Source organism: Parvibaculum sp., assembly GCF_039973015.1.
In the GTDB taxonomy this organism is placed as follows: domain Bacteria; phylum Pseudomonadota; class Alphaproteobacteria; order Parvibaculales; family Parvibaculaceae; genus Parvibaculum.
Genome location: NZ_JBDWLT010000009.1, coordinates 144,771 through 166,011, shown reverse-complemented (window position 1 = coordinate 166,011; position 21,241 = coordinate 144,771). Strand labels below are relative to the sequence as shown.

22 protein-coding genes are annotated in these 21,241 nt (G+C 64.1%); 17 read left to right on the top strand and 5 right to left on the bottom strand.

Features of this window, described 5'->3' with window-relative positions; all coding sequences use genetic code 11:
- Positions 1-77: 77 nt before the first annotated feature.
- A complete protein-coding gene (locus ABJO61_RS10445; protein WP_348328163.1) occupies positions 78-1,553 on the bottom strand; it encodes a TrkH family potassium uptake protein in 1,476 nt (491 codons plus the stop codon).
- Positions 1,554-1,783: 230 nt separating this feature from the next.
- Between ABJO61_RS10445 and ABJO61_RS10440 the strand changes: the two genes are divergently transcribed.
- The 9 genes from ABJO61_RS10440 (at position 1,784) to ABJO61_RS10400 (ending at position 9,621) form a co-directional block, all read left to right on the top strand.
- A complete protein-coding gene (locus tag ABJO61_RS10440) occupies positions 1,784-3,487 on the top strand; it encodes an acyl-CoA dehydrogenase family protein (protein ID WP_348328160.1) in 1,704 nt (567 codons plus the stop codon).
- 4 nt (positions 3,488-3,491) lie between these two features.
- Positions 3,492-3,683, top strand: coding sequence for a twin transmembrane helix small protein (locus ABJO61_RS10435; protein WP_348328157.1), 192 nt, complete (start codon positions 3,492-3,494; stop codon positions 3,681-3,683).
- A 200-nt stretch (positions 3,684-3,883) separates the two neighbouring features.
- On the top strand, positions 3,884-4,777 hold the full coding sequence (locus tag ABJO61_RS10430; RefSeq protein WP_348328154.1) for a haloalkane dehalogenase: 894 nt from the start codon (positions 3,884-3,886) through the stop codon (positions 4,775-4,777).
- 96 nt (positions 4,778-4,873) lie between these two features.
- Positions 4,874-5,395, top strand: a complete 522-nt coding sequence (locus tag ABJO61_RS10425; RefSeq protein ID WP_348328151.1) for a cytochrome b — start codon at positions 4,874-4,876, stop codon at positions 5,393-5,395.
- A 24-nt stretch (positions 5,396-5,419) separates the two neighbouring features.
- Positions 5,420-6,022, top strand: a complete 603-nt coding sequence (locus tag ABJO61_RS10420; RefSeq protein WP_348328148.1) for a cob(I)yrinic acid a,c-diamide adenosyltransferase — start codon at positions 5,420-5,422, stop codon at positions 6,020-6,022.
- Positions 6,023-6,264: 242 nt separating this feature from the next.
- Positions 6,265-7,014, top strand: a complete 750-nt coding sequence (locus ABJO61_RS10415) for an electron transfer flavoprotein subunit beta/FixA family protein (RefSeq protein ID WP_348328144.1) — start codon at positions 6,265-6,267, stop codon at positions 7,012-7,014.
- The gene (locus ABJO61_RS10410; protein ID WP_348328141.1) at positions 7,011-7,952 is read left to right on the top strand and encodes an FAD-binding protein; all 942 of its coding nucleotides are present in this window, start codon (positions 7,011-7,013) and stop codon (positions 7,950-7,952) included. Before ABJO61_RS10415 ends, ABJO61_RS10410 begins: the two co-directional genes overlap by 4 nt.
- Positions 7,953-8,098: 146 nt before the next feature.
- Positions 8,099-8,974, top strand: a complete 876-nt coding sequence (locus tag ABJO61_RS10405) for a 3-hydroxybutyryl-CoA dehydrogenase (protein ID WP_348328138.1) — start codon at positions 8,099-8,101, stop codon at positions 8,972-8,974.
- 65 nt (positions 8,975-9,039) lie between these two features.
- Entirely contained in the window at positions 9,040-9,621 is a 582-nt protein-coding gene (locus tag ABJO61_RS10400) for a PAS domain-containing protein (RefSeq protein ID WP_348328135.1), read from the top strand.
- On the opposite strand, the gene ABJO61_RS10395 is transcribed toward ABJO61_RS10400, so the two are convergent.
- Positions 9,618-10,232 (bottom strand): TlpA disulfide reductase family protein, encoded by a 615-nt coding sequence (locus ABJO61_RS10395; RefSeq protein WP_348328132.1) that lies wholly within the window; start codon positions 10,230-10,232, stop codon positions 9,618-9,620. The two genes, ABJO61_RS10400 and ABJO61_RS10395, sit on opposite strands and share 4 nt — an antisense overlap.
- Before the next feature lie 78 nt (positions 10,233-10,310).
- Here ABJO61_RS10395 and argH point away from each other — a divergent pair, with 78 nt between their 5' ends.
- The 4 genes from argH to ABJO61_RS10375 all read left to right on the top strand — a co-directional run bounded on the left by argH (position 10,311) and on the right by ABJO61_RS10375 (position 15,840).
- Positions 10,311-11,705 (top strand): argininosuccinate lyase, encoded by a 1,395-nt coding sequence (argH, locus tag ABJO61_RS10390; protein WP_348328129.1) that lies wholly within the window; start codon positions 10,311-10,313, stop codon positions 11,703-11,705.
- A gap of 16 nt (positions 11,706-11,721) precedes the next feature.
- Entirely contained in the window at positions 11,722-11,958 is a 237-nt protein-coding gene (locus ABJO61_RS10385; protein WP_348328126.1) for a lipoprotein, read from the top strand.
- A 27-nt stretch (positions 11,959-11,985) separates the two neighbouring features.
- A complete protein-coding gene (gene lysA, locus ABJO61_RS10380; RefSeq protein WP_348328123.1) occupies positions 11,986-13,251 on the top strand; it encodes a diaminopimelate decarboxylase in 1,266 nt (421 codons plus the stop codon).
- A 123-nt stretch (positions 13,252-13,374) separates the two neighbouring features.
- Positions 13,375-15,840 carry a TIGR02302 family protein gene (locus tag ABJO61_RS10375; protein WP_348328120.1) on the top strand — a complete coding sequence of 822 codons (2,466 nt, stop codon included), beginning with the start codon at positions 13,375-13,377 and terminating at the stop codon, positions 15,838-15,840.
- On the opposite strand, the gene ABJO61_RS10370 is transcribed toward ABJO61_RS10375, so the two are convergent.
- From ABJO61_RS10370 to ABJO61_RS10360, 3 genes are read right to left on the bottom strand one after another with little or no spacing between them, the layout of a single operon-like run.
- The gene (locus ABJO61_RS10370; protein ID WP_348328117.1) at positions 15,837-16,217 is read right to left on the bottom strand and encodes a response regulator; all 381 of its coding nucleotides are present in this window, start codon (positions 16,215-16,217) and stop codon (positions 15,837-15,839) included. The two genes, ABJO61_RS10375 and ABJO61_RS10370, sit on opposite strands and share 4 nt — an antisense overlap.
- Positions 16,218-16,255: 38 nt before the next feature.
- On the bottom strand, positions 16,256-16,801 hold the full coding sequence (gene hpt / locus ABJO61_RS10365) for a hypoxanthine phosphoribosyltransferase (RefSeq protein WP_348328114.1): 546 nt from the start codon (positions 16,799-16,801) through the stop codon (positions 16,256-16,258).
- 3 nt (positions 16,802-16,804) lie between these two features.
- The gene (locus ABJO61_RS10360) at positions 16,805-17,812 is read right to left on the bottom strand and encodes a zinc-ribbon domain-containing protein (protein WP_348328593.1); all 1,008 of its coding nucleotides are present in this window, start codon (positions 17,810-17,812) and stop codon (positions 16,805-16,807) included.
- 219 nt (positions 17,813-18,031) lie between these two features.
- Here ABJO61_RS10360 and ftsE point away from each other — a divergent pair, with 219 nt between their 5' ends.
- The 4 genes from ftsE to ABJO61_RS10340 all read left to right on the top strand — a co-directional run bounded on the left by ftsE (position 18,032) and on the right by ABJO61_RS10340 (position 21,154).
- Positions 18,032-18,691 (top strand): cell division ATP-binding protein FtsE, encoded by a 660-nt coding sequence (gene ftsE, locus ABJO61_RS10355; RefSeq protein ID WP_348328111.1) that lies wholly within the window; start codon positions 18,032-18,034, stop codon positions 18,689-18,691.
- Positions 18,684-19,643 (top strand): FtsX-like permease family protein, encoded by a 960-nt coding sequence (locus ABJO61_RS10350; RefSeq protein ID WP_348328108.1) that lies wholly within the window; start codon positions 18,684-18,686, stop codon positions 19,641-19,643. Before ftsE ends, ABJO61_RS10350 begins: the two co-directional genes overlap by 8 nt.
- A 145-nt stretch (positions 19,644-19,788) precedes the next feature.
- The gene (locus ABJO61_RS10345; RefSeq protein WP_348328105.1) at positions 19,789-20,415 is read left to right on the top strand and encodes a YdcF family protein; all 627 of its coding nucleotides are present in this window, start codon (positions 19,789-19,791) and stop codon (positions 20,413-20,415) included.
- A 22-nt stretch (positions 20,416-20,437) separates the two neighbouring features.
- Complete coding sequence (locus ABJO61_RS10340) at positions 20,438-21,154, top strand: lysophospholipid acyltransferase family protein (protein ID WP_348328102.1); 717 nt, start codon at positions 20,438-20,440, stop codon at positions 21,152-21,154.
- The last annotated feature ends 87 nt before the right edge of the window (positions 21,155-21,241 follow it).

Sequence of the window (21,241 nt, the reverse complement as noted above, 5' to 3'; positions counted from 1 at the left end):
CCTGTACATGCCGCACCTCCCATGGGTTGCCACGCCTCCCTTACGGGAGACTCGCAATGACGGTATCGCCGCCCCTTCTACCGCTCCCAGTAGTCCTTCGAGAACATGACGAGGACGGTCAGCAATTCGAGACGGCCGAGCAGCATCGCGAAGGCCATGATGAGTTTTGGCCCGTCGGGCAGCGAAGAAAAATTGCCGGCCGGACCGACGATGGGGCCAAGGCCCGGACCGACATTCGCAATAGAGGTGACGGCGGAGGAGAGCGCCGTCACGAAGTCGAGCCCGAAGGCTGCAAGGGCCAGCGCAACGAAAAGCATGGAAGCGAAATAGACGAACACGAAGAGCGCGACGGAGAAGACGATCTCCCGGCTCACCGTGCGTTCGCCGTAGCGCAGCGTCTGTGCGACATGCGGATAGAGCGTCTGGCGAACCTGCGTGCGGAAGAGAAGCGCCAGAATCTGCAGGCGGAACATCTTCATGCCGCCGGACGTCGACCCCGTACACCCGCCGAGAAACATCAGGATAAAGAAAGCCATGATCCCGAATGGCCCCCAGAGCGTATAATCGGTGCTGGCAAAACCCGCCGTGGTGACGATGGAGGTGACATTGAAGGCGGTCAGCGTCAGCGCCTCGAAGAACCCGTAATCGCCGCGCGCGGCCAGCCAGAGCGCCATCACGATGGAGACGCCGGCCAGCATGGTAACGAAGCTCTTTACCTGCGGATCGGTCCAGAGCGTTTCCCCGGAGCCCCGGAGCGTCTGTACATAGAGAGCGAGCGGCAAGGCGCCCGAAATCATGAAGACCGTGCCGGTCCAATGGATGAAGGGGTTGTCGAAATAACCGAAAGAAGCGTCATGGGTAGAGAACCCCGCCGTCGCGACGGTGGTCATTGCGTGGTTGAGCGCATCGAAGGGCGTCATGCCGCCAACGATATAGGCGAGCGCGCAGAGAAGCGTGAGCAGCAGGTAGACCTCGCCGATCGCAACCGCGACCTGCCCGGGGCGCGGCAGCACCTTCTCCGTCTTGTCCGTGCTTTCCGTGCGGAAGAGCTGCATGCCGCCGACACGCAAGAAGGGCAGAATGGCCACCGCCGTGACGATGATGCCGATACCGCCAACCCATTGCAGCAGCGAGCGCCAGAGGAGGAGACCGGGCGGCGTGCGGTCGAGCCCGGTCATGACGGTCGAGCCCGTGGTGGTCACGGCGGACATGGCCTCGAAAAAGGCATCCGTGTAGTTCATGTCGACTTCGGAGAAGACAAAAGGCAGCGCCGAAAAGGCACCCACCGAAAGCCAGCCGAGTGTCGTGACCAGAAAAGTCGCCCGGTGGGTAAGGTCGCGCTCTTCCGTCTGGTTCGCCAGCATGAGCGCACCGCCGACGAAGCCCGTCACCACCGCAGAGGAGAGGAAGGCCTTCCAGTCCCCGGTGCGTGCAACGATTTCAGCGAGTACCGGCACGAGCATGACCACCGCCAGCGCCACGAGCAGCGCACCGATGACGAGACCGACCACCTTGGTGCTGTCGGCCGCTGTCGTGATCTTTGCGCCGTCCATGGAATGCCCCCGTCAGGCCGTCTCTTGCAACACTTACCAGCGAATCGGGGCCCCGGCTGGCCCGGACCCCGGCTTCGAGATATATAGACATTGAGAAGCACGTGCTATTTTCATCGGGCCATCCCCCGTGCTTCCCGGAAAAATTCCGGATTTCACGTCCACAGGGCCCTTTCCGGGGCCTGCGACATCCCTTTTGTCCTTTTGTCTGCCCGATACGAGCGAGTTCGCCCATGAGCCAGTCCACCGCCGCCAGTTCCAATCCGAGCGCCACGGAAGGCAAAGTCCTTCTCGACGATCTCCTGCCCTTGACGGCAAGCGCCGTGGAGGCAGCCAGCACGCTTTTCGCCAAGGCGAAAGCGGCGGTTTTCGCGAAAGTCGCAAAAGACGGCAAGGTCTCGGCGGCACTGGTCGAGAAGGAACAGTTCGCTGCCCACGGGCTTGCTTGGGCAGCGACCTATGTGGAAGCGCTGCGCCAGCTCAACGCCTATGCGGCGCGCATGGAGGGCGAAGGCCGCCTCGGCGAGTTCGAGGCGCTGATCGTGCAGGTCGCTTTCGGCGAATATCTCTCGCAACTCGCAGGCGGCATTCCGATGAGCCAGGGCGAGACGGTGCGCATGCGCGATCTCGGCGTCTCGCACGAAGAGGCACAGGTTCTGTTCAACGACGCCGTGCGCAAGCTCGTGACGGGCGGCAACACCGCCGCCGCGCGCGCGCGGCTGGCCGAACTGATCGGCGCGAATGCGGGGGCTGCAACCTTCGGCGATGCGGGCCTCGAAGACACCTATGAGCAGATCCGCGACCAGATGCGCAAATTCGCCGATGCCGAAGTCGTGCCCCACGCGCATGAGTGGCACCTGAAGGACGACTACATTCCGCTCGATGTGATCGCGCAGATGTCGGAACTCGGCGTCTTCGGCCTGACGATCCCGGAGGAATTCGGCGGCCTCGGCCTCGGCAAGGAATCGATGTGCGTCGTCTCGGAAGAGCTGAGCCGCGGCTATATCGGCGTCGGCTCGCTTGGCACCCGCTCGGAAATCGCCGCGGAGCTGATCCTCGGCGGCGGCACCGACGAACAAAAGCAGAAGTGGCTGCCGAAGATCGCGAGCGGCGAAACACTGCCGACCGCCGTCTTCACCGAGCCCAATACGGGCTCCGACCTCGCAAGCCTGAAGACGCGCGGCAAGCGCGACGGCGATACCTACAAGGTCAACGGCAACAAGACCTGGATCACGCACGCCGCCCGCGCGGACGTGATGACGCTGCTCTGCCGCACCAATGACGAGCCGGGCTACAAGGGCCTGTCCATGCTGCTCGCGGAAAAGCCGCGTGGCGACGACAACGAACCCTTCCCCGCGAAAGGCATGTCGGGCGGCGAGATCGAAGTGCTCGGCTATCGCGGCATGAAGGAATTCGAGATCGGCTTCGACGATTTCGAGGTGAAGGCGGAAAACCTTCTCGGCGGCGAGGAAGGCCAGGGCTTCAAACAGCTCATGCAGACCTTCGAGAGCGCGCGCATCCAGACGGCGGCGCGCGCTGTGGGCGTTGCGCAATGCGCACTCGAACTCGGCCTTCGCTACGCGCAGGAGCGCATCCAGTTCGGCAAGCCGATCATGAGCTTCCCGCGCGTCTTCGGAAAGCTCGTGATGATGGCCGTGGAAATCATGGTGGCGCGCCAGATCACTTATTTTGCCGCGCGCGAAAAGGACGGCGGCAGACGCTGCGACCTGGAGGCGGGCATGGCAAAACTGCTCGCCGCGCGCATCGCCTGGGCAGCGGCCGACAATGCCCTGCAAATCCACGGCGGCAACGGCTTCGCGCTCGAATATCCCGTGAGCCGCGTACTTTGCGACGCGCGCATCCTCAACATCTTCGAGGGTGCGGCGGAAATTCAGGCGCAGGTCATCGCGCGCCGCCTGCTCGAAGGAGGAAACTGAGCTCATGACTGAAATTTTCACATGGCTCGGACCCATCGCGATGGGCGCGGTCGTCATCGTGCTGCTGCTCGGTCTCTGGAACATGATGCGCGGCGGTTCGGCAAGCCGCTCGCAGACGCTGATGCGCTGGCGCGTGGGGCTGCAGTTCCTCGCCGTCGTCATCATCATGATCGGGCTCTATCTGAGCACGAGCTGAAGGCTCCATCCGAGCACGAGCCGGGCCCCGGCAACACCGGCCAGATGCTCGACAAGCCATTGTTTTACCACGCATTTTCGTGAAGCCGCCCCTTCGGCTCCGCGATTTCAGGCTTTGCCCGCCCGATACAGGTCTTATGATGCCTCGCGCCCTATATCTCTTGGCAAAGAGACGATGGCTGCGACAGGAGGAGGCCCCCGATGCCCGGTAAAGAGATTTCCGCCGCTGAACTGCCGAAGGAACACGTCAATATTTCGGGCCGCAGCATGGCCTATAGCGAGATGGGCAAAGGCGACCCGATCCTCTTCCTGCATGGCAACCCGACATCGTCCTATCTCTGGCGCAATGTGATGCCGCATCTGAAAGATCAGGGCCGCTGCATCGCGCCGGACCTGATGGGCATGGGCGACAGCGACAAGCTCGAACCCTCCGGCCCCACCCGTTACACCTTCCGCGAACATCGCCGCTTTCTCGACGCCTTCCTCGAAGCGGTGGGCGCGACGGAGAAGGTGACGCTGGTGATCCATGACTGGGGTTCGGCGCTCGGCTTCGACTGGGCGAACCGCAACCGCGGCGCGGTCGAAGGCATCGCCTATATGGAAGGGATCGTGAGGCCGCTTGAATGGGACGAGTGGAACAAGGATGCGCGCGGCATCTTCGAAGGCTTCCGCTCGGAGGCGGGCGAGGAAATGATCCTGCGCAAGAACCTCTTCATCGAGGCCGTGCTGCCGGGCTCGATCCTGCGGAAACTGACGGACGAGGAAATGGACGTCTATCGCCGCCCCTTCCGCGAGGAAGGCGAGGACCGGCGGCCGACGCTCACCTGGCCGCGCCAGATCCCGCTTGGCGGCGAGCCGGAAGACGTGACCGACATCGTGCAGTCCTATGCCGGCTGGATGGCCGCGAACGACCTCCCCAAGCTCTTCATCAATGCCGACCCCGGCGCGATCCTGACCGGCGCGCCGCGCGAATTCTGCCGGAGCTGGCCGAACCAGACCGAAGTGACGGTGAAGGGCAGCCATTTCATCCAGGAAGACAGCCCGCACGAAATCGGCGAGGCTGTGGCCGAGTGGCGGCGCGGCTGGAAGAGCTAGGGCTGTAATATCGCCGTAATGTGGCGCAGGCAGCTTGATCCCTCGCCCGCAACAGGCGATTCTTGCTCAAAGCCACAGCCAGGGGATTCCCAAGCCATGACCGATACCGCCTCCGACACGTCGAGCTTCGCCACGAGGATCAAGACGCTTCATTGGGCCATCGCCGTTCTCGTGCTCATCATGCTCTATGGCGGCTTCACGCTGAGCCGCGAGACGGCGACATATCATTTCGGCACCGGCCTCGTGATTCTCGTCCTCATGGTGATCTGGCTGGCGGTAAGGGGATCGAGCCCCCGCCCCGCCTATCCGCCCATGCCGCGCTGGCAGGCAATCGCCGCCAAGGCGACCCATCACAGCCTCTATGCGCTGGTAACGCTGCAACCGCTCTTCGGCCTGCTGCTGGTGACGACCTCGAAGGGCGAACCCGTGGCCTATGGCGTGATACCGCTCAAGATTGCGCAGAACGATACGCTGCACGAAATCGGCGAATGGCTGCACGTCGTCAACGGCTACCTCATTGCCGCGCTGGTGGCGTTCCATATTCTCGGCGCGCTCTATCATCACGTGGTTCTCAAGGATAACGTGCTGAAGCGCATGTTGCCCTTCACAAAGGGCTGACGGCGGCAAACCGCCTGGAGAGATATGGTTACGCTCAACAAGATCTATACGAAGAGCGGCGACAAGGGCACGACCGCGCTTGCGACCGGCGAGCGTGTGCCCAAGCACGCGCTTCGGATCGAAAGCTACGGCACTACGGACGAGACGAATTCCGTCATCGGCATCGCCCGGCTGCACACCGGCACCATGCCGAAGCTCGACGCGATGCTGGGCCGCATCCAGAACGAGCTTTTCGACCTGGGCGCCGATCTCGCCACCCCGGAAAAGGACGAGAAGCTCGACTACGAGCCGCTGCGCATCCTCGATACCCAGGTGACGCGGCTCGAAACGGAAATCGACGAAATGAATACCGCGCTCGCCCCCCTGCGCTCCTTCATCCTGCCGGGGGGGACGCCGGCCGCTGCCTATCTCCATCTCGCCCGCACCGTCTGCCGCCGGGCCGAACGGCAGGTAACGGCGCTTATGGAACTTCCCCATGAGCGTGTGAGCGAGGCCGCTCTCAAATATCTCAACCGCCTCTCCGACTTCCTTTTCGTCGCCGCCCGCTTCGCCAATCTGGGCGAGGACGGGAAAGGCCCCGGCGACGTGATGTGGGTTCCCGGCGGAACCCGGGAGAGCGGCAAATAGCCCCGAGCCGCGCTTGCCCCTATTCGTTGACAGGGACGGGCGGGGCCACTAGGTTCCCGCACCGCAACAGCAGCTTTGTGGCACCGGGCGAGTCTGGCCTCGTTTTACGCGAGAAACAGCCGTTTCAAGGCAGCCGCCCGCCCAAGACCTACACCAAGACCGGCGCCGAGGTACCGTGAGGCCCGGGGGCAGTTTCATCCCCGTTTCTCGCCGCCAAGGCAATGCGCAGGGAGTCCGCCTCAATGAAAGTCCTCGTACCGATCAAGCGAGTGGTCGACTACAACGTGAAAATCCGCGTGAAATCGGATGGCAGCGGTGTCGATCTCGCCAACGTCAAGATGTCGATGAACCCGTTCGACGAAATCGCTATCGAAGAAGCGGTTCGCCTGAAGGAAGCGGGCACGGCAACCGAAGTCGTCGCCGTTTCGATCGGCGTCCAGCAGTCCACGGAAACGCTCCGCACCGCGCTCGCCATGGGCGCCGACCGCGGCATTCTCGTGAAGACCGATGAAACCGTCGAACCGCTCAATGTCGCGAAGATCCTGAAAGCGGTCGCCGAGGAAGAAAAGCCGGACCTCATCATTCTCGGCAAGCAGGCAATCGACGACGATTGCAACCAGACGGGCCAGATGCTTTCCGCGCTGCTCGGCTGGTCGCAGGGCACCTTCGCCTCGAAGGTCGAGATCGCCGGCGACACGCTGAACCTGACCCGCGAAATCGATGGCGGCCTGCAGACGCTGAAGCTCAAGATGCCGGCGGTCGTGACGGCCGACCTGCGCCTCAACGAGCCGCGCTACGCCTCGCTGCCCAACATCATGAAGGCGAAGAAGAAGCCGATCGACGAAAAGTCGCCGGCCGATTACAGCGTCGATGTGAAGGCACACCTTGAAGTCCTGAAGGTGTCGGAACCGCCGCAGCGCTCGGCAGGTATCAAGGTCGAGTCCGCAGCCGAACTCGTCTCGAAACTCAAGGAAGCGGGAGTGATCGGATGACCACGCTTGTTATTGCAGACCACAACAACAAGGCCCTGAACGACGCCACCGCGAAGACCGTCACGGCTGCCTCGAAGATAGGCGGCGATGTCGTCATCCTCGTCGCGGGCAGCGGCTGCGACGCGGTCGCCGAGGCCGCCTCGAAACTCGACGGCGTGACGAAGGTTCTCGTCGCCGACGATGCCCAGTACGAGCATCCGGTTGCAGAACCCCTCGCAGCGCTCGTCGTGAGCCTTGCGGGCGACTATGACGCCATCGTCACGGCTGCCACCACCGTCGGCAAGAATTTCATGCCGCGCGTGGCCGCCCTTCTCGACGTGGCTCAGATCTCGGAAATCACCGCCGTCGAAGGCGCCGACACCTTCGAGCGTCCGATCTATGCCGGTAACGCCATCCAGACCGTGAAGTCGACCGACGCCAAGAAGGTCATCACGGTCCGCACCACCGCCTTCCCGGCGGCGGGCCAGGGCGGCTCGGCCTCGGTCGAGAAGATCGGCGCGGCGGAAAATCCCGGCCTGACCGAATTCGTGGGCGAAGAGCTGACGAAGTCCGACCGCCCGGAACTGACCTCCGCCAAGATCATTATCTCGGGCGGCCGCGGCATGCAGAACGGCGAGAACTTCGCCATGCTCGAAAAGATCGCCGACAAGCTGGGCGCCGGCGTCGGCGCCTCGCGCGCAGCGGTCGATGCGGGCTTCGTGCCGAACGACTACCAAGTCGGCCAGACCGGCAAGGTCGTCGCTCCCGAGCTCTATATCGCGGTCGGCATCTCCGGCGCGATCCAGCATCTCGCGGGCATGAAGGACTCGAAGGTCATCGTCGCCATCAACAAGGACGAAGAGGCGCCGATCTTCCAGGTCGCCGATTACGGCCTCGTGGCGGACCTCTTCAAGGCCGTGCCGGAACTTGAAGAAGAGCTCGGCAAAGCCGGTCTCTGAACTTTTCGGCCCGTTCTTGCGGACCAAGTGAAGCGCTGCCGGGCAACCGGCGGCGCTTTTTCTTTACGCTGCCGGTCTTCCGCGCCATTCTTAGGGCCGTTCCAGCCTGCCGCTTCGGCAGGCCGTAAAACCACAGGTTTCGAGTAATGAATTTTCGCAAGGTAGGCGTCATCGGCGCCGGTCAGATGGGCAACGGTATCGCGCATGTCTGCGCGCTGGCGGGATATGAGGTCGCGCTTTACGACGTCTCGCGCGAGCGCATCGAAGCGGGGCTCGCAACCATCGACGGCAACATGGCGCGGCAGGTATCGAGCGAGCGCATCACCGTCGAACAGCGCGACAAGGCGCTGGAACTGCTCGGCCCCGCCGAAAGCATGGAAAGTTTCGAGGATGCCGACATCGTGATCGAGTCGGCGACCGAGAACGAAGAGGTCAAACGCAAGATCTTCTCCGAACTCTGCCCGCATCTGCGCGAGGATGCGCTGATCGCGACCAACACCTCTTCCATCTCGATTACGCGGCTTGCCGCCTCGACCGACCGCCCCGAACGCTTCATGGGCATGCATTTCATGAACCCGGTGCCGGTGATGGAGCTGGTCGAGCTGGTGCGCGGGATCGCGACCGACGATCCGACCTTCGATGCGATCCAGGTCTTCGCCAGCTCGCTCGGCAAGAAGGTGGCAAACGCGGAAGACTTCCCCGCCTTCATCGTGAACCGCATCCTGCTGCCCATGATCAATGAGGCGGTCTACACGCTTTACGAAGGCGTGGGCTCGGTCGAGAGCATCGACAAGGCGATGAAACTCGGCGCGAACCATCCGATGGGGCCGCTCCAGCTGGCCGACTTCATCGGCCTCGATACCTGCCTTTCGATCATGCAGGTGCTTTACGACGGGCTGGCGGATTCGAAATACCGGCCCTGCCCGCTTCTCGTGAAATATGTCGAGGCCGGCTGGCTCGGCCGCAAGACCCAGCGCGGCTTCTACGATTATCGCGGCGAGAAGCCCGTCCCGACGCGCTGAACCGGCATCGCCGTTCCGCATCGGAAATGAATTCCTAACGAGTTCATTAACCCGGAGCGCGCAGAATGACCGTCAAAAGCGCGCCGAAGGGGCGTGTGAGGACGGAAATGCCCAGCAGCTTCGATCATGGCGAAGGCGCCACCAAGATCACGGAAGAACCCGAATTCATCGACGTTCCCGAGCATCCCTCGGTGTGTGCGCTCCATGACTATATCGAGCGCAAGCGCGGAAGCCGCGAAATGGCCGACCGCGCCGACATCAATCCCGCTGAAATCGCGAAGCTGATGCCGAACCTCGTCATCGCCGAGGCCGTGAACGGCGGCGACGATTTCCGTGTCCGCCTTTTCGGCACGGCGCTTGTGGAACTTCTCGGCGAGGAACGGACAGGGAAACTTCTTTCGGAATTCGCCGAGGAAAGCACCGCCTTTTCAAGCAGGAACCCGGCATCCGTCCGGCGCCGCTGGCTCTACATCACGCGGAAAGCCTTTCTGGACCGCAAACCCGTTTTCGTGAAGGTGCCCTTTACGGCCTCGGACCGCCTCTATCTCGTCGGTCACACCATTTCGGTGCCTTTGACCGCGGGCGGCAGCGACCCCGCCCAGATGCTCGGCGGCATGTTCGTGACAAGGTTAGATCCTACCGACTAGCGATAGAGGTCGAGGGCTTCCGCGATAAAGGCCTTTGCGTCCTCGCTCGCCCAGGGCGCGGGACCGACCATGCGGCCGATTTCCTCGCCTTCCGGCGAAATCAGGAGCGTCGTCGGCAGGCCGAAGGCGCCAAGGGTGAAATTGGCCTTGGCGGCGGGGTCGATATAGAGGCCGAGATGGCCGGCCCCCACTTCGGCAAGGAAGTCCCGGACGAGTTTTTGCCCGTTGCTGTCGACGCTGAGGGCCACGACCTCGAAACGCTCGCCGCCAAACGCCGCCTGAAGCTCGTCCAGCTCCGGCATCTCCTCGCGGCAAGGGCCGCACCAGGTCGCCCAGATGTTCAGGAGAACGAGCTTGCCCCGGAAATCGGCCAATGTCAGCGTCTCTCCCCCGGCATTCTCGAAGGTGAACTCCGGCATGGGCTGAGGCGAGGGCTTCGCCTTGAAATTGGCCACCTCGCCCGTGGCGGCGGCATCGAGCCGGGCGGCGGCCTCGCTCATGGCGGGCCTATCCGGGTTGCCGCCCCCCTGTCCGATCAAGTATACCGCGCCTGCGGCTATCAGCACCGCTACGGCCAGAATGGCGATTGTTTTCGGCTTTCCCTGGAACATTCCCTACTCTTTTTCGGCTTGGCTTCGGAATGCCGCCCAAGGCGCCGGTGAGACCCGAACAGGAGCCCGGAGAACGACATGAGCAACAAGATGTGGGGCGGACGCTTCGGCGAAGGCCCCGACCGGATCATGGAGGAAATCAACGCCTCCATCGGCTTCGACCAGCGCTTCTTTGCCCAGGATATCGAGGGCTCGAAGGCGCATGCGGCCATGTTGGCCGAAACGGGAATTATCTCAAGGGACGATGCCGGGAAAATCGTCGCAGGGCTCGACGAGGTTCTTGCCGAGATCGAGAACGGCAAGTTCGAATTCCGGCGCGACCTCGAAGACATCCACATGAACGTGGAATCGCGGCTTTCGGACCTGATCGGCGCGGCGGCAGGGCGGCTTCATACCGCGCGCTCGCGCAACGACCAGGTGGCGACCGACTTCAAGCTCTATATCCGCGACACGCTCGACCACCTGGACGGCCAGCTCCGCGACCTGCAGGAAGCCCTGCTGACGCGCGCGGAAGAACACGCGGCCACCATCATGCCGGGCTTCACGCATCTCCAGACGGCCCAGCCCGTGACCTTCGGCCATCACTGCCTTGCCTACGTGGAAATGGCGGGCCGCGACCGGGGCCGGCTTGCCGACGCGAGAAAGCGGCTGAACGAATGCCCGCTGGGCGCGGCCGCCCTTGCCGGCACCTCCTTTCCCATCGACCGGGAGCAGACGGCGACGGCGCTGCGCTTCGAGCGCCCGACGCGGAACTCGCTCGACAGCGTCTCCGACCGCGACTTCGTGCTCGAAACGCTCGGCGCGGCCTCGATCGCCGCCACGCATCTGACGCGGCTCGCCGAAGAAATCGTGATCTGGTCGACGCCGGGCTTCGATTTCGTGCGCTTGCCCGACAGCTTCACCACCGGCTCCTCGATCATGCCGCAGAAGCGCAACCCCGACGCTGCCGAACTCGTGCGCGCGAAAGCCGGCCGCGTAATCGGCGCGCTGACCTCGCTTCTCATCGTGATGAAGGGCCTGCCCCTCGCCTATTCCAAGGATATGCAGGAAGACAAGGAAGCCGCCTTCGACGCGCTGGACGCATTGTCGCTCTCGCTGGCCGCGATGACCGGCATGGTGAAGAGCATGAGCGTCAACGAGAAATCGATGCGGGCCGCCGCCTCGCGCGGCTTCTCAACCGCGACCGACCTTGCCGACTGGCTGGTCCGGGCGCTGAACCTCCCCTTCAGGCAGGCGCACCATGTGACGGGCGCCCTTGTCGCGAAGGCGGAGCAGAAAGGCATCGACCTCGACGGGCTTTCGCTCGACGACATGCGCGAGGTGGAGCCCGGCATCACGGATGAGGTATATTCCGTTCTTGGCGTCGACAACTCCGTCGCCAGCCGGACGAGCTTCGGCGGCACCTCGCCGGAGAATGTGCGCGCCGCCGCGAAATGGTGGCGCGATGAACTCGGGCGCGATGGCGGCCGCTAGAGCTGGGAGAAGCGGGATGACGATAGGGCGGACGATCATGACGGCGCTGCTCGGGCTCGCGCTCGCCGCGACGCTTTCGGCCTGCGGGCGCAAGGGCGACCTCGAACTTCCCGCAGGCGCGAAACCACGCCCCGCAGCCGAACAGGGCCCCTCGGCGCAAGACGTGCTGGGCGACAATCCGCCCATCGACGCCGAACCGCTCGACGAGGAAATGGAAGATATCGCGCCGCGCAGCCGCGTCAGCAACTACTGAGCGCACCCCGCGCCCCCGGACAAAGACATGCATCACTTCGACTATCGCGACGGCGTTCTTCATGCCGAGGACGTCGCGATCCCCGAGATTGCCGCAGCGGTCGGCACACCCTTCTATTGCTATTCGAGTGCAACGCTTGAACGGCACTACCGCGTCTTTGCGGATGCCTTCAAGGGACAGCCCGCGCGCGTCTGCTATTCGGTGAAGGCGAATTCGAATCTTGCCGTGGTCGCGACACTGGCAAGACAGGGCGCGGGCGCGGATGTCGTGTCAGAGGGTGAGCTGCGCCGTGCGCTGGCGGCAGGGATAAGCGCGGACAAGATCGTCTTTTCCGGCGTCGGCAAGACCGAAGCCGAGATGAGTTTCGCGCTGGAAACAGGCATCGACCGCTTCAATGTCGAGTCCGAACCCGAACTTGACCTTCTCTCGCAGCTCGCCGCCGCGCGGGGCCTCACCGCGCGCGTCGCGATCCGCGTGAACCCGGATGTCGACGCGAAGACGCATGAGAAGATCGCGACCGGCAAGGCGGAAAACAAGTTCGGCATTTCCTGGCAGCGCGCACCTTCGGTCTATGACCACGCGAAGGAACTGCCGGGCATCGAGGCAAACGGCATCGACGTTCATATCGGCAGCCAGCTGACCGACCTCGCGCCTTTCGACGCGGCGTTCACGCGCGTGGCGGCAATGGTCGAGGAATTGCGCGCGCGCGGCCACGACATTCGCCACATCGATCTCGGCGGCGGGCTCGGCATTCCCTATCGCGGCGATAACGACGTGCCCCCGCACCCGGACGAATATGCCGCGATGGTGAAGCGCACGATGGGCCATCTCGGCTGTTCGCTGACCTTCGAGCCGGGGCGCCTGATCGCGGGTAATGCGGGCATTCTCGTCAGCCGCGTGATTTACGAAAAGCAGGGCGACGACCGCAACTTCCTCATTCTCGATGCGGCAATGAACGACCTGATCCGCCCGACGCTCTACGACGCCTTTCACGAAATTCGCGCGGTCACGCAAGCGGATGACGCGGAACAGGTGATCTATGACGTGGTCGGCCCCGTCTGCGAAACGGGCGATTATTTCGCCAAGGGCCGAAAGCTCCCGAGGCTCGGGAGCGGCGATCTCGTCGCCGTCATGTCCGCGGGCGCTTACGGCGCCGTGCAGGCCTCCACCTACAATACAAGGCCCCTCGTGCCCGAAGTCATGGTGAAGGGGGAGACCTTCGAGGAAGTCCGCGCGCGCCCCAGTTATGACGCAATGCTGAAACAGGATATCATCCCGTCCTGGCTCGATTAGGCGTTCTGCCCACGGGCCGGAAACGGTACGCGAGCGTGAACAAGCGAGCATGAACAAGGGCGAGAAGGCTTGACCGGCCCCGGAGGAAAAAAACCGGCAGGAAGGCGGGAAGACCCGCGCGGCATGAAACTGCCGCCGCGCGTCGAACGCCGTGTACGCATTTCGCGCGCGCTGCTTTTCTGGGAAGAGCTGCTGCCCGCGATCTGGCCTGCCGCCGCGGTTGCAGGGCTCTTCATCGCACTCGCCCTTTTCGGCCTTTTTGCAAGCCTTCCCCTTTCGCTGCACTGGGCGCTGCTGGCGATTTTCGGTACGCTGACGATCTGGCTGCTCTGGCAGGGCTTTCGCGGCTTCCGCTGGCCGGACCGCGACGATGCGCTGCGCCATCTCGAAAAATCATCGGGCCTCGCCCATGCGCCGCTTTCCTCCTATGAGGATGTCGCTGCCGGGAACACCGGCGACCCGGCACTCTGGGCCGCGCATCGCAACTGGATGTCGGAGCGGATCGCACGGCTTCGCATCGGTTTTCCCGTGTCCGTGCTGGCCCTGCGCGACCCCTATGCCATTCGGGCCGCCGTCGCGCTCCTCCTCGTCATCGGCATCGCGGGAACAGGCGCGGGCCGCCTCGACCGGCTGACAGACGCGATGCTGCCGGGCGCGGCGGGCGCGCGGATGGCCAATATCGAAGCCTGGATCACCCCGCCCGGCTATACCGGCAAGCCGCCCCTCTATCTCGAACGCAAGACGGAAGAGGCAAAGGATCTCACGAGGCTCGAAGTGCCGGAGGGCGCCACGCTTTCCATTCGCGTCCACGGGCTGAAGAATGCGCCGGTGCTCGAAAGCCACGGAGAGAGCCGCAACGAACCGCAAATGCTCGAAACCGTGAGCGCGGAGAATTACGCCATCGACGCGACGATGAACGGGACGGCGGATGTGGCGCTCACCGAAGGCGGACGCATGATCCGCGCCTGGCATATCGAGGTGACGCCGGACCACGACCCGGAAATCGAACTGTCGAAGCCGATAGAGCGTGCGGCATCCGGCGCACTCCATTTCAGCTACCGGGTGAAGGACGATTATGGCGTTGCGAACGCCGAAGCCCTGATCGCGCTCGACCGCACCGGCATTCCCGAAACGGACCCCGCCATCAGCGTGCCGCAACCGCGCGTGAGCGCACCCGAGGTCCGGCTCGGCCTGCCGGGTTCGCGCCCGCGCGACGCGCAAGGCGAAGCCTTCGCCGAACTCACCGCGCATCCCTGGGCGGGATTGCCGGTGACGATCACGCTTGCCGCAACCGACGACCTGAAACAGCAAGGGAAGTCGGAACCCGTTTCAATCGTCCTGCCCGCGCGCGACTTCACCGATCCGCTGGCCCGCGCCATCGTGGAGCAGCGCCGCCGCCTCGCGCTCGACCCGCGCTCGGGCGCAAGCGTTGCGCGCTTCATCGACAATTTCACGCAGGATGCCGAGCGCTATATCGACGACAAGGTGGTCTATCTGTCGCTGCGCGCCGCCTATTGGCGGCTGACGGAGGCGACGCGCGACACCGACCTCACCGGCATCTACGACCTTTTATGGTCGGTTGCGCTCAGGATCGAGGATGGCGACCTCTCGCTTGCCGAGCGCGACCTGCGCGATGCGAGGAAGGCGCTGGCCGATGCGCTGGCGGAAGGAGCGGGCGCCGAGGAAATCGACCGGCTGATGAAGGAATTGAAAGATGCCTTCAACCGCTACATGGAAGCCATCGCCAAGATGCAGCCCGCCGAGAACGCGCTGATGCAGAGCGAGTTTCCCGATGGCGACATGCAGACCATCGAGCGCGGCGAGCTCGAAGAAATGATGCGGCAGATCGAGGATCTGGCACAGAGCGGCGCGCGCGAACAGGCGCAGGCCATGCTCGACAAGCTTCAGAACATTCTCGAAAACCTGCAAATGCCGGGCGAGCAGGGCCCGCCGAGCCCCTCGGACCAGGCAATGGCGCAAGCCATCGACGACATCGGCAAGATGATCTCGAAGCAACGCGACCTGATGGACCGGACGTTCCGCGAACTGGAGCGGCTGCGCCTCGACCCGGAGGCCGAACGCAAGCTCGGCATTCAGACGGGAGAGGAAGAAAAGGAAGACGGCGACAAGCCGCTTGAAGGTCTCTCTTCCGAACAGAACGATCTCGGCGAAGAACTCGACAAGCTTCTCAGTATGCTGAAGGAAAAGGGAGCGGAGCCGCCCGATACGCTTCTTGAGGCGCTTGCCGCGATGAACGACGCGGAAGACCGGCTGGACGCCGCCCGCGCCGACCGCGCCACCGCATCGCAGGGACAGGCGATCCAGAACATGCAGAAGGGTGCGCAGGCGCTCGCCGACAAGCTGATGCAGGGCCGTTCCGGGGAGGGCACGGCGCAAGGCTCGGGAGGCAAGGATCCTTTCGGCAGACCCTCTTCCAGCCCGAGCGAGACGAATACCAGAACCGTGCCCGACCATATCGACACACAGCGCGCGCAGCGGATTTTGAAGGAGTTGCGCGACCGCGCCATGGAGCTTGGCCGCCCGCAGATCGAACTCGATTATCTCGACCGACTGCTCAGGCGTTTTTAGCTTCTGTCCAGATCGAGCACGGCCTGGACGCGCATGACGAGTTCGTCGAGCGTGAAGGGCTTGAGCAGAATGTCCTGGATGATGGCGTCGAGACCATGTGCGCGTTCGCGCTGATCCGAATAGCCCGTCATCAGCATGATACGAAGAGACGGCGCATCGCGCGCGGCAAGAAGCGCAAGCGAAACCCCGTCCATCACCGGCATCAGGATATCCGTCAGCAGAAGATCATGCGCACGGTGCGGGCGGGCCCGGGCAAGCGCTTCAAGCGCATCGCTGCCATCGCCGACGCATTCGACCTCATGACCCGCCCCCTGAAGCGCGCGCTGGATAAAGCTGCGCACGGCGGGCTCATCTTCTGCGATGAGGATACGGGCCATTATTTCATCGCTCCCATTATTTCATCGCTCCCGTGACTTCACTGCTCAATATAGCCGACGAAGGGAAGCTGCCGGTAGGCATGGGCGACATCCATGCCGTAGCCCACAACAAAACGGTCCGGGCAATCGAAGCCGGTGAAATCCGCCTTGGCATCGACGGCAAGTTTGCCGGGCTTGTTGAGCAGCACGCAGGTCATGACGCGCTGTGCGCCGCGCGCGGCCAGGAGGTCTTTTGCAAAGGCCAGAGTGCGGCCGGACTCGAGAATATCGTCGACGATGAGAACGTCGCGGCCCGCAATGGCGGCCTCCGTGTCGCGCACGATTGTCACGTCGCCGAGCGAGCGTGTGCCCTTGCCGTAGCTTGAGAGCGTGATGAAATCCATGTCGGGTTCCGCACCTGCCTCATGCAGCGCGCGCAGGAGATCGGCGGCGAAGATGAAACTGCCCTTGAGGATCGGCACGACCAAGGGCTCCGTCCCGAGCGAACGCACGATATCGGACGCAAGCTCGCGGACACGGGCCGCAATTTCCTCCGCCGGGTAGAGCACCGAGATCCGGGCGCCCTTCGGCGCGAGCCGGCTCATCCCCTATTCCGCCGCAGGGGGTGCATCGGGAACATCCGCCGGAATATCTTCCGGGGCCGGCACGGCATCAGGTACAGCTTCGGGCAGGTCTTCAGGTGTCGCACCGGGCAAATCTTCGGGCAGGTCTTCGGACGGACCGGCCGAAGCAATATCCGTCTTCTCGACGAAACGGATTTCGATATCGCGCGCTTCGGGCGGCGGGCTCGACAGGCGCGTGATGAAGGACGCAGCCTCATCGGCCGGGAGCGCGCGCTCGGAAAGCGCGAAGGTCCAGTAATAGAGCTCCTTCTGCCCCTCATCGAGGAGGCCGACCCGAAGGCGGGGCAAGGCGACATTTTCGCCGGCCACATTCACGACCTCGCCCATGACGGCCAGAACGGGCAACCCGTCTTCGGTCTGGCGTTCATAGGTAACATTGCGGAATTCGAGGCCGCGCAGATTGATTTCCTCCCCTGCGACGGCATAGAGCTTCGTCGTCGCAGGCCAGAACGCGACCACCTGCTCGCGGTAAATCCAGCCACCCGCCAGCGTACCGCCGACGAAAAGACAAAGCAGCAGCCAGCCCGCCGTGCCCAGTATCCGGCCACGGCGCATGGAAGCGGCGCGGCGGACCTCCGCACGAAAGCGATGACCGATATCGGCGGCGATGCCTGTCTTTGCCGCAGCCCCGTCCGCAGCGGGCGCATCCTTTTTCGCTGCCTCCCCCTTGGGGAGGGCTTCATCGGCGAAGACGATATCGTCATCCTCTGCCGGGGAGGGAGCGGGCGCAGCGGCAGCGCCCGTCTGTTGCGATTTCTCGCCAAAGACCTTCTTGCGGATCGGCGTGACGGTCGCGGTTGCAAGCTCTTCCTCCGGGCGGGGCGGAGGCGGCATGTCCTCCGCCGTTTCGGAGGGCGGCGATTGATGCCAGCTATGGCCGCACTTGGCGCAGCGCACCTTGCGGCCCGAAGGCGCAAAGGAGGCGCCATCCACCGGATAGCGCGCGGAACAGGACGGGCAATGGATGATCATCCGGGACAATGGTCTCAACCTGGACGCGGAAAACGGGCTTCTCCCGCGCGAACCGCAAAGAGTCGCGCGAGGGGAGATTCGAGTGAGCCTATTGAAAGATCGCGCATGGTTAAAGGCGCGTTAAGAGGACAAGGAAGAAAGCCGCTTTTTCGCGGAAAAGTGCGGGTCGCCGCATGGCGCAGCTGCATCGGCGCGCATGTTCCGTGATACCGTCCCTGCATGATTCGCTTCGAGAATGTGGGCATGCGTTACGGCATGGGGCCGGAGGTGCTGCGCGATGTGAGCTTCCACCTCGCGCCGGCCTCGTTCCACTTTCTGACGGGCCCTTCGGGCGCGGGCAAGACCTCGCTGCTGAAGCTCATGTTCCTCGCCAACCGGCCCTCGCGCGGCCTCATCACCATGTTCGGGCAGGACATCGCCACCCTGCCCCGCAAGGAACTGCCGCCGCTGCGCCGCCGGATCGGCGTCGTGTTCCAGGAATTCCGCCTGCTCGGACACCTGACCACCTATGAAAACGTGGCCTTGCCGCTGAAAATCCAGGGCAAGCGCGAAGCCGAGTACCGCGCCGATGTCGAGGAATTGCTGGCCTGGGTGGGGCTTGGCGACCGGATGAACGCAACGCCGCCGACGCTTTCGGGCGGCGAGAAGCAGCGCGCCGCCATCGCGCGCGCCGTTGTCGCGCAACCCGAAGTGCTGCTCGCCGACGAACCGACAGGCAATGTGGACCCCGAAATGGGCCAGCGCCTGCTGCGCCTCTTCGTGGAACTGAACCGGCTCGGCACCAGTGTGCTGATCGCGACGCATGACCGGGCGCTTGTCGAAAGCACGGGCGCACCCGAACTCGTATTGAGGGATGGGAGGCTCACCATCCGTGGCTGATCCGCTGCGCGGCAAGGACAAGGCGCCGACCTTTCACGACGAGGAACGCGGCCCCGCAGGCGCGCTCGCCGCCATGCTGGTCGAGACGAAAAGCGTGATGCCGGCGGCCGGTGCGACCGGCATGTCGCTGATGCTCGTCGTTGCCGCCATGTGCTTTCTCGCAACGCTGGCCCTCGGCGCGGCGCTTTCCGTCGGCGGCAAGGCGCGCGAATGGACAAACGACCTTTCAGGCTCTCTCACCGTCGAGATCAAACCCTCGCGCGAGATGGAACCGGAAGAACAGATAGACGCCGTGATGGGTGTACTGGCGGAGACAAGCGGCATCGTGAGCGCAACGCCGCTCTCGCGCGACGATACGGCGGCGCTGCTTGAGCCCTGGCTCGGCGGCGAGGTGCTGGCGGACGATCTGCCGCTGCCGCGTCTTGTCGACATCCGCATCGAGGGTTCGGCGCCGCCCGACCTTTCCGCCCTTGCAATGGAGGTCGCGGCAGCCGCACCCGGCGCCTCGCTCGACACGCACCGGCAGTGGCAGAGCGAAATCGTCAACGCGGCGCGCTCCGCCGAATGGCTCGCCTATGCGGTGCTGGCCCTTGTCGCGGCGACGACCGTCGCCATTGTCGTCTTTGCCACGCGGGCGGGCCTCTCGGCAAACCGCGACGTGGTGGAGGTGCTGCACCTGATCGGCGCGCGGGACAATTTCATCGCCTCGGAAGTGCAGCGCCACTTCCTCCATCTCGGTTTTCGCGGCGGGGTGATCGGTGCGGGCCTCGGGGCCGCAGCCTTCCTCCTTCTCGGTCTTGCAGGGGCGACGGGCGACCTCTACCTGGTGTCGGCCTCGGGCATCGGCCCGGAATACCTCCCCGCTCTGGCCGTCATTCCCTTCGCCGCCGCGCTGGTTGCCGTTCTGGCCGCCCGCTTAACGGTTTTTCAGACCCTTGAGAGCATGCTCTGAAGACTTTCCCAAGGCTTCCCGAGGGCTTTTCGGGGCGCTTTACTTGGCGCTTTCGGGCCATATCATGTGCGCCCGGCCGGCATGGTAGAATGCGGGCAGGCATCAGGCGCGGCGGAGCTGGTTTCCGCCCGGAACGGAGACGGGCATGGCGGCAGGCGGCACGCTGCGGCAGAGAACGGGGTGGCGCCTCACGCGTATCGCCGTGAGCCTGCTGGCGCTTGCGCTCGCCGCCTATATTGGCGGCTTCTTCCTCTTCACCGCCGAACTCGACCGCACCCCGCCCGTGGGAATCGCGCAGGCGGACGGCATCGTCGCGCTGACGGGCGGCCCCGACCGCATCACCGCCGCCTACCGCCTGCTCGAACAGGGCAAGGGCCAGCGTCTTCTCATCACCGGCGTTCACCCCGATGTCGATTCGAAGTCGCTGAAGGAAATCGTGCCGGGCAGCGCCGCAAAGTTCGATTGCTGCGTCGATGTCGGCTACATGGCGGAAAACACCATCGGCAATGCGGACGAGACAGCCGAATGGGTCCGCCGCAAGAACTACCGCTCGGTCATTCTCGTCACCAGCACCTATCACCTGCCCCGTGCGAAGCTCGAACTCGCCCGCGCCATGCCCGGCGTCGAAATCAGGCCCTACCCCGTTTTTCAGGATACGCTGCATCTCGACGGCTGGTGGGCCTATCCCGGCACCACCCGGCTGCTGATCTCCGAATACACGAAATATCTGCTGACGCTGACCTATGGCCGTCAGTCATCCCTGCCGACCTGACCGGCCTGAAGGAAACCCCGCCGTGCTCTTTCTCCGCTCCGCCGCCTTCAACCTGGTCTTCTATGCGCTCTCCGTGATCGTTGTCTTCGCGGCGACGCCCTGCTTCCTGCTGCCGCGCCGCTACACGCTGCGCGCGATGGAATTCTGGTCGCACATGACGCTCTGGCTGCTGCGCGTGCTGGCGGGCACCCGATACGAGGTACGGGGCCAACTGCCGCAAGGCGGCGTGCTCGTCGCCTCCAAGCATCAGTCGATGTGGGACACCATCGTCATGACCGCGATCCTGAAAGACCCGGCCATGGTGCTGAAGCGAGAGCTGCTGTGGATTCCGTTTTACGGCTGGTATGCCCGGAAGGCCCGCATGATCGCCATCGACCGGGGGGCGGCGGCCGCCGCGATCCGCCGCCTTGTCGCACAGGGCAAGGCCGCCGTGGCCGAGGGCCGCCCGGTCGTGATCTTCCCCGAAGGCACACGCTCCGCGCCGGGAGCCAAGCTCGACTACAAGCCCGGCGTTGCCGCGCTTTACCGCCAGCTCGGCGTCGAATGCGTGCCCGCCGCTGTCAATTCCGGCCTTTTCTGGGGACGGCGCGGCTTTGCCCGGCGGCCCGGCACCATCGTCATCGAGTTTCTGGAGCCGATCCCGCCCGGCCTCGACCGCAAGAGCTTCATGGCAACGCTCGAAACCCGCGTGGAGACGGCAGCGATGAAACTGGTCGCGGAAGCCGGCGGCACCCGCTGATCTGTGGACAACACCGCCTTCTGTCCGGTGAAAAGCGGGGATAACTGGAATCTTTTAATAAAAACAACCATATAAGAGAGCCCGGAA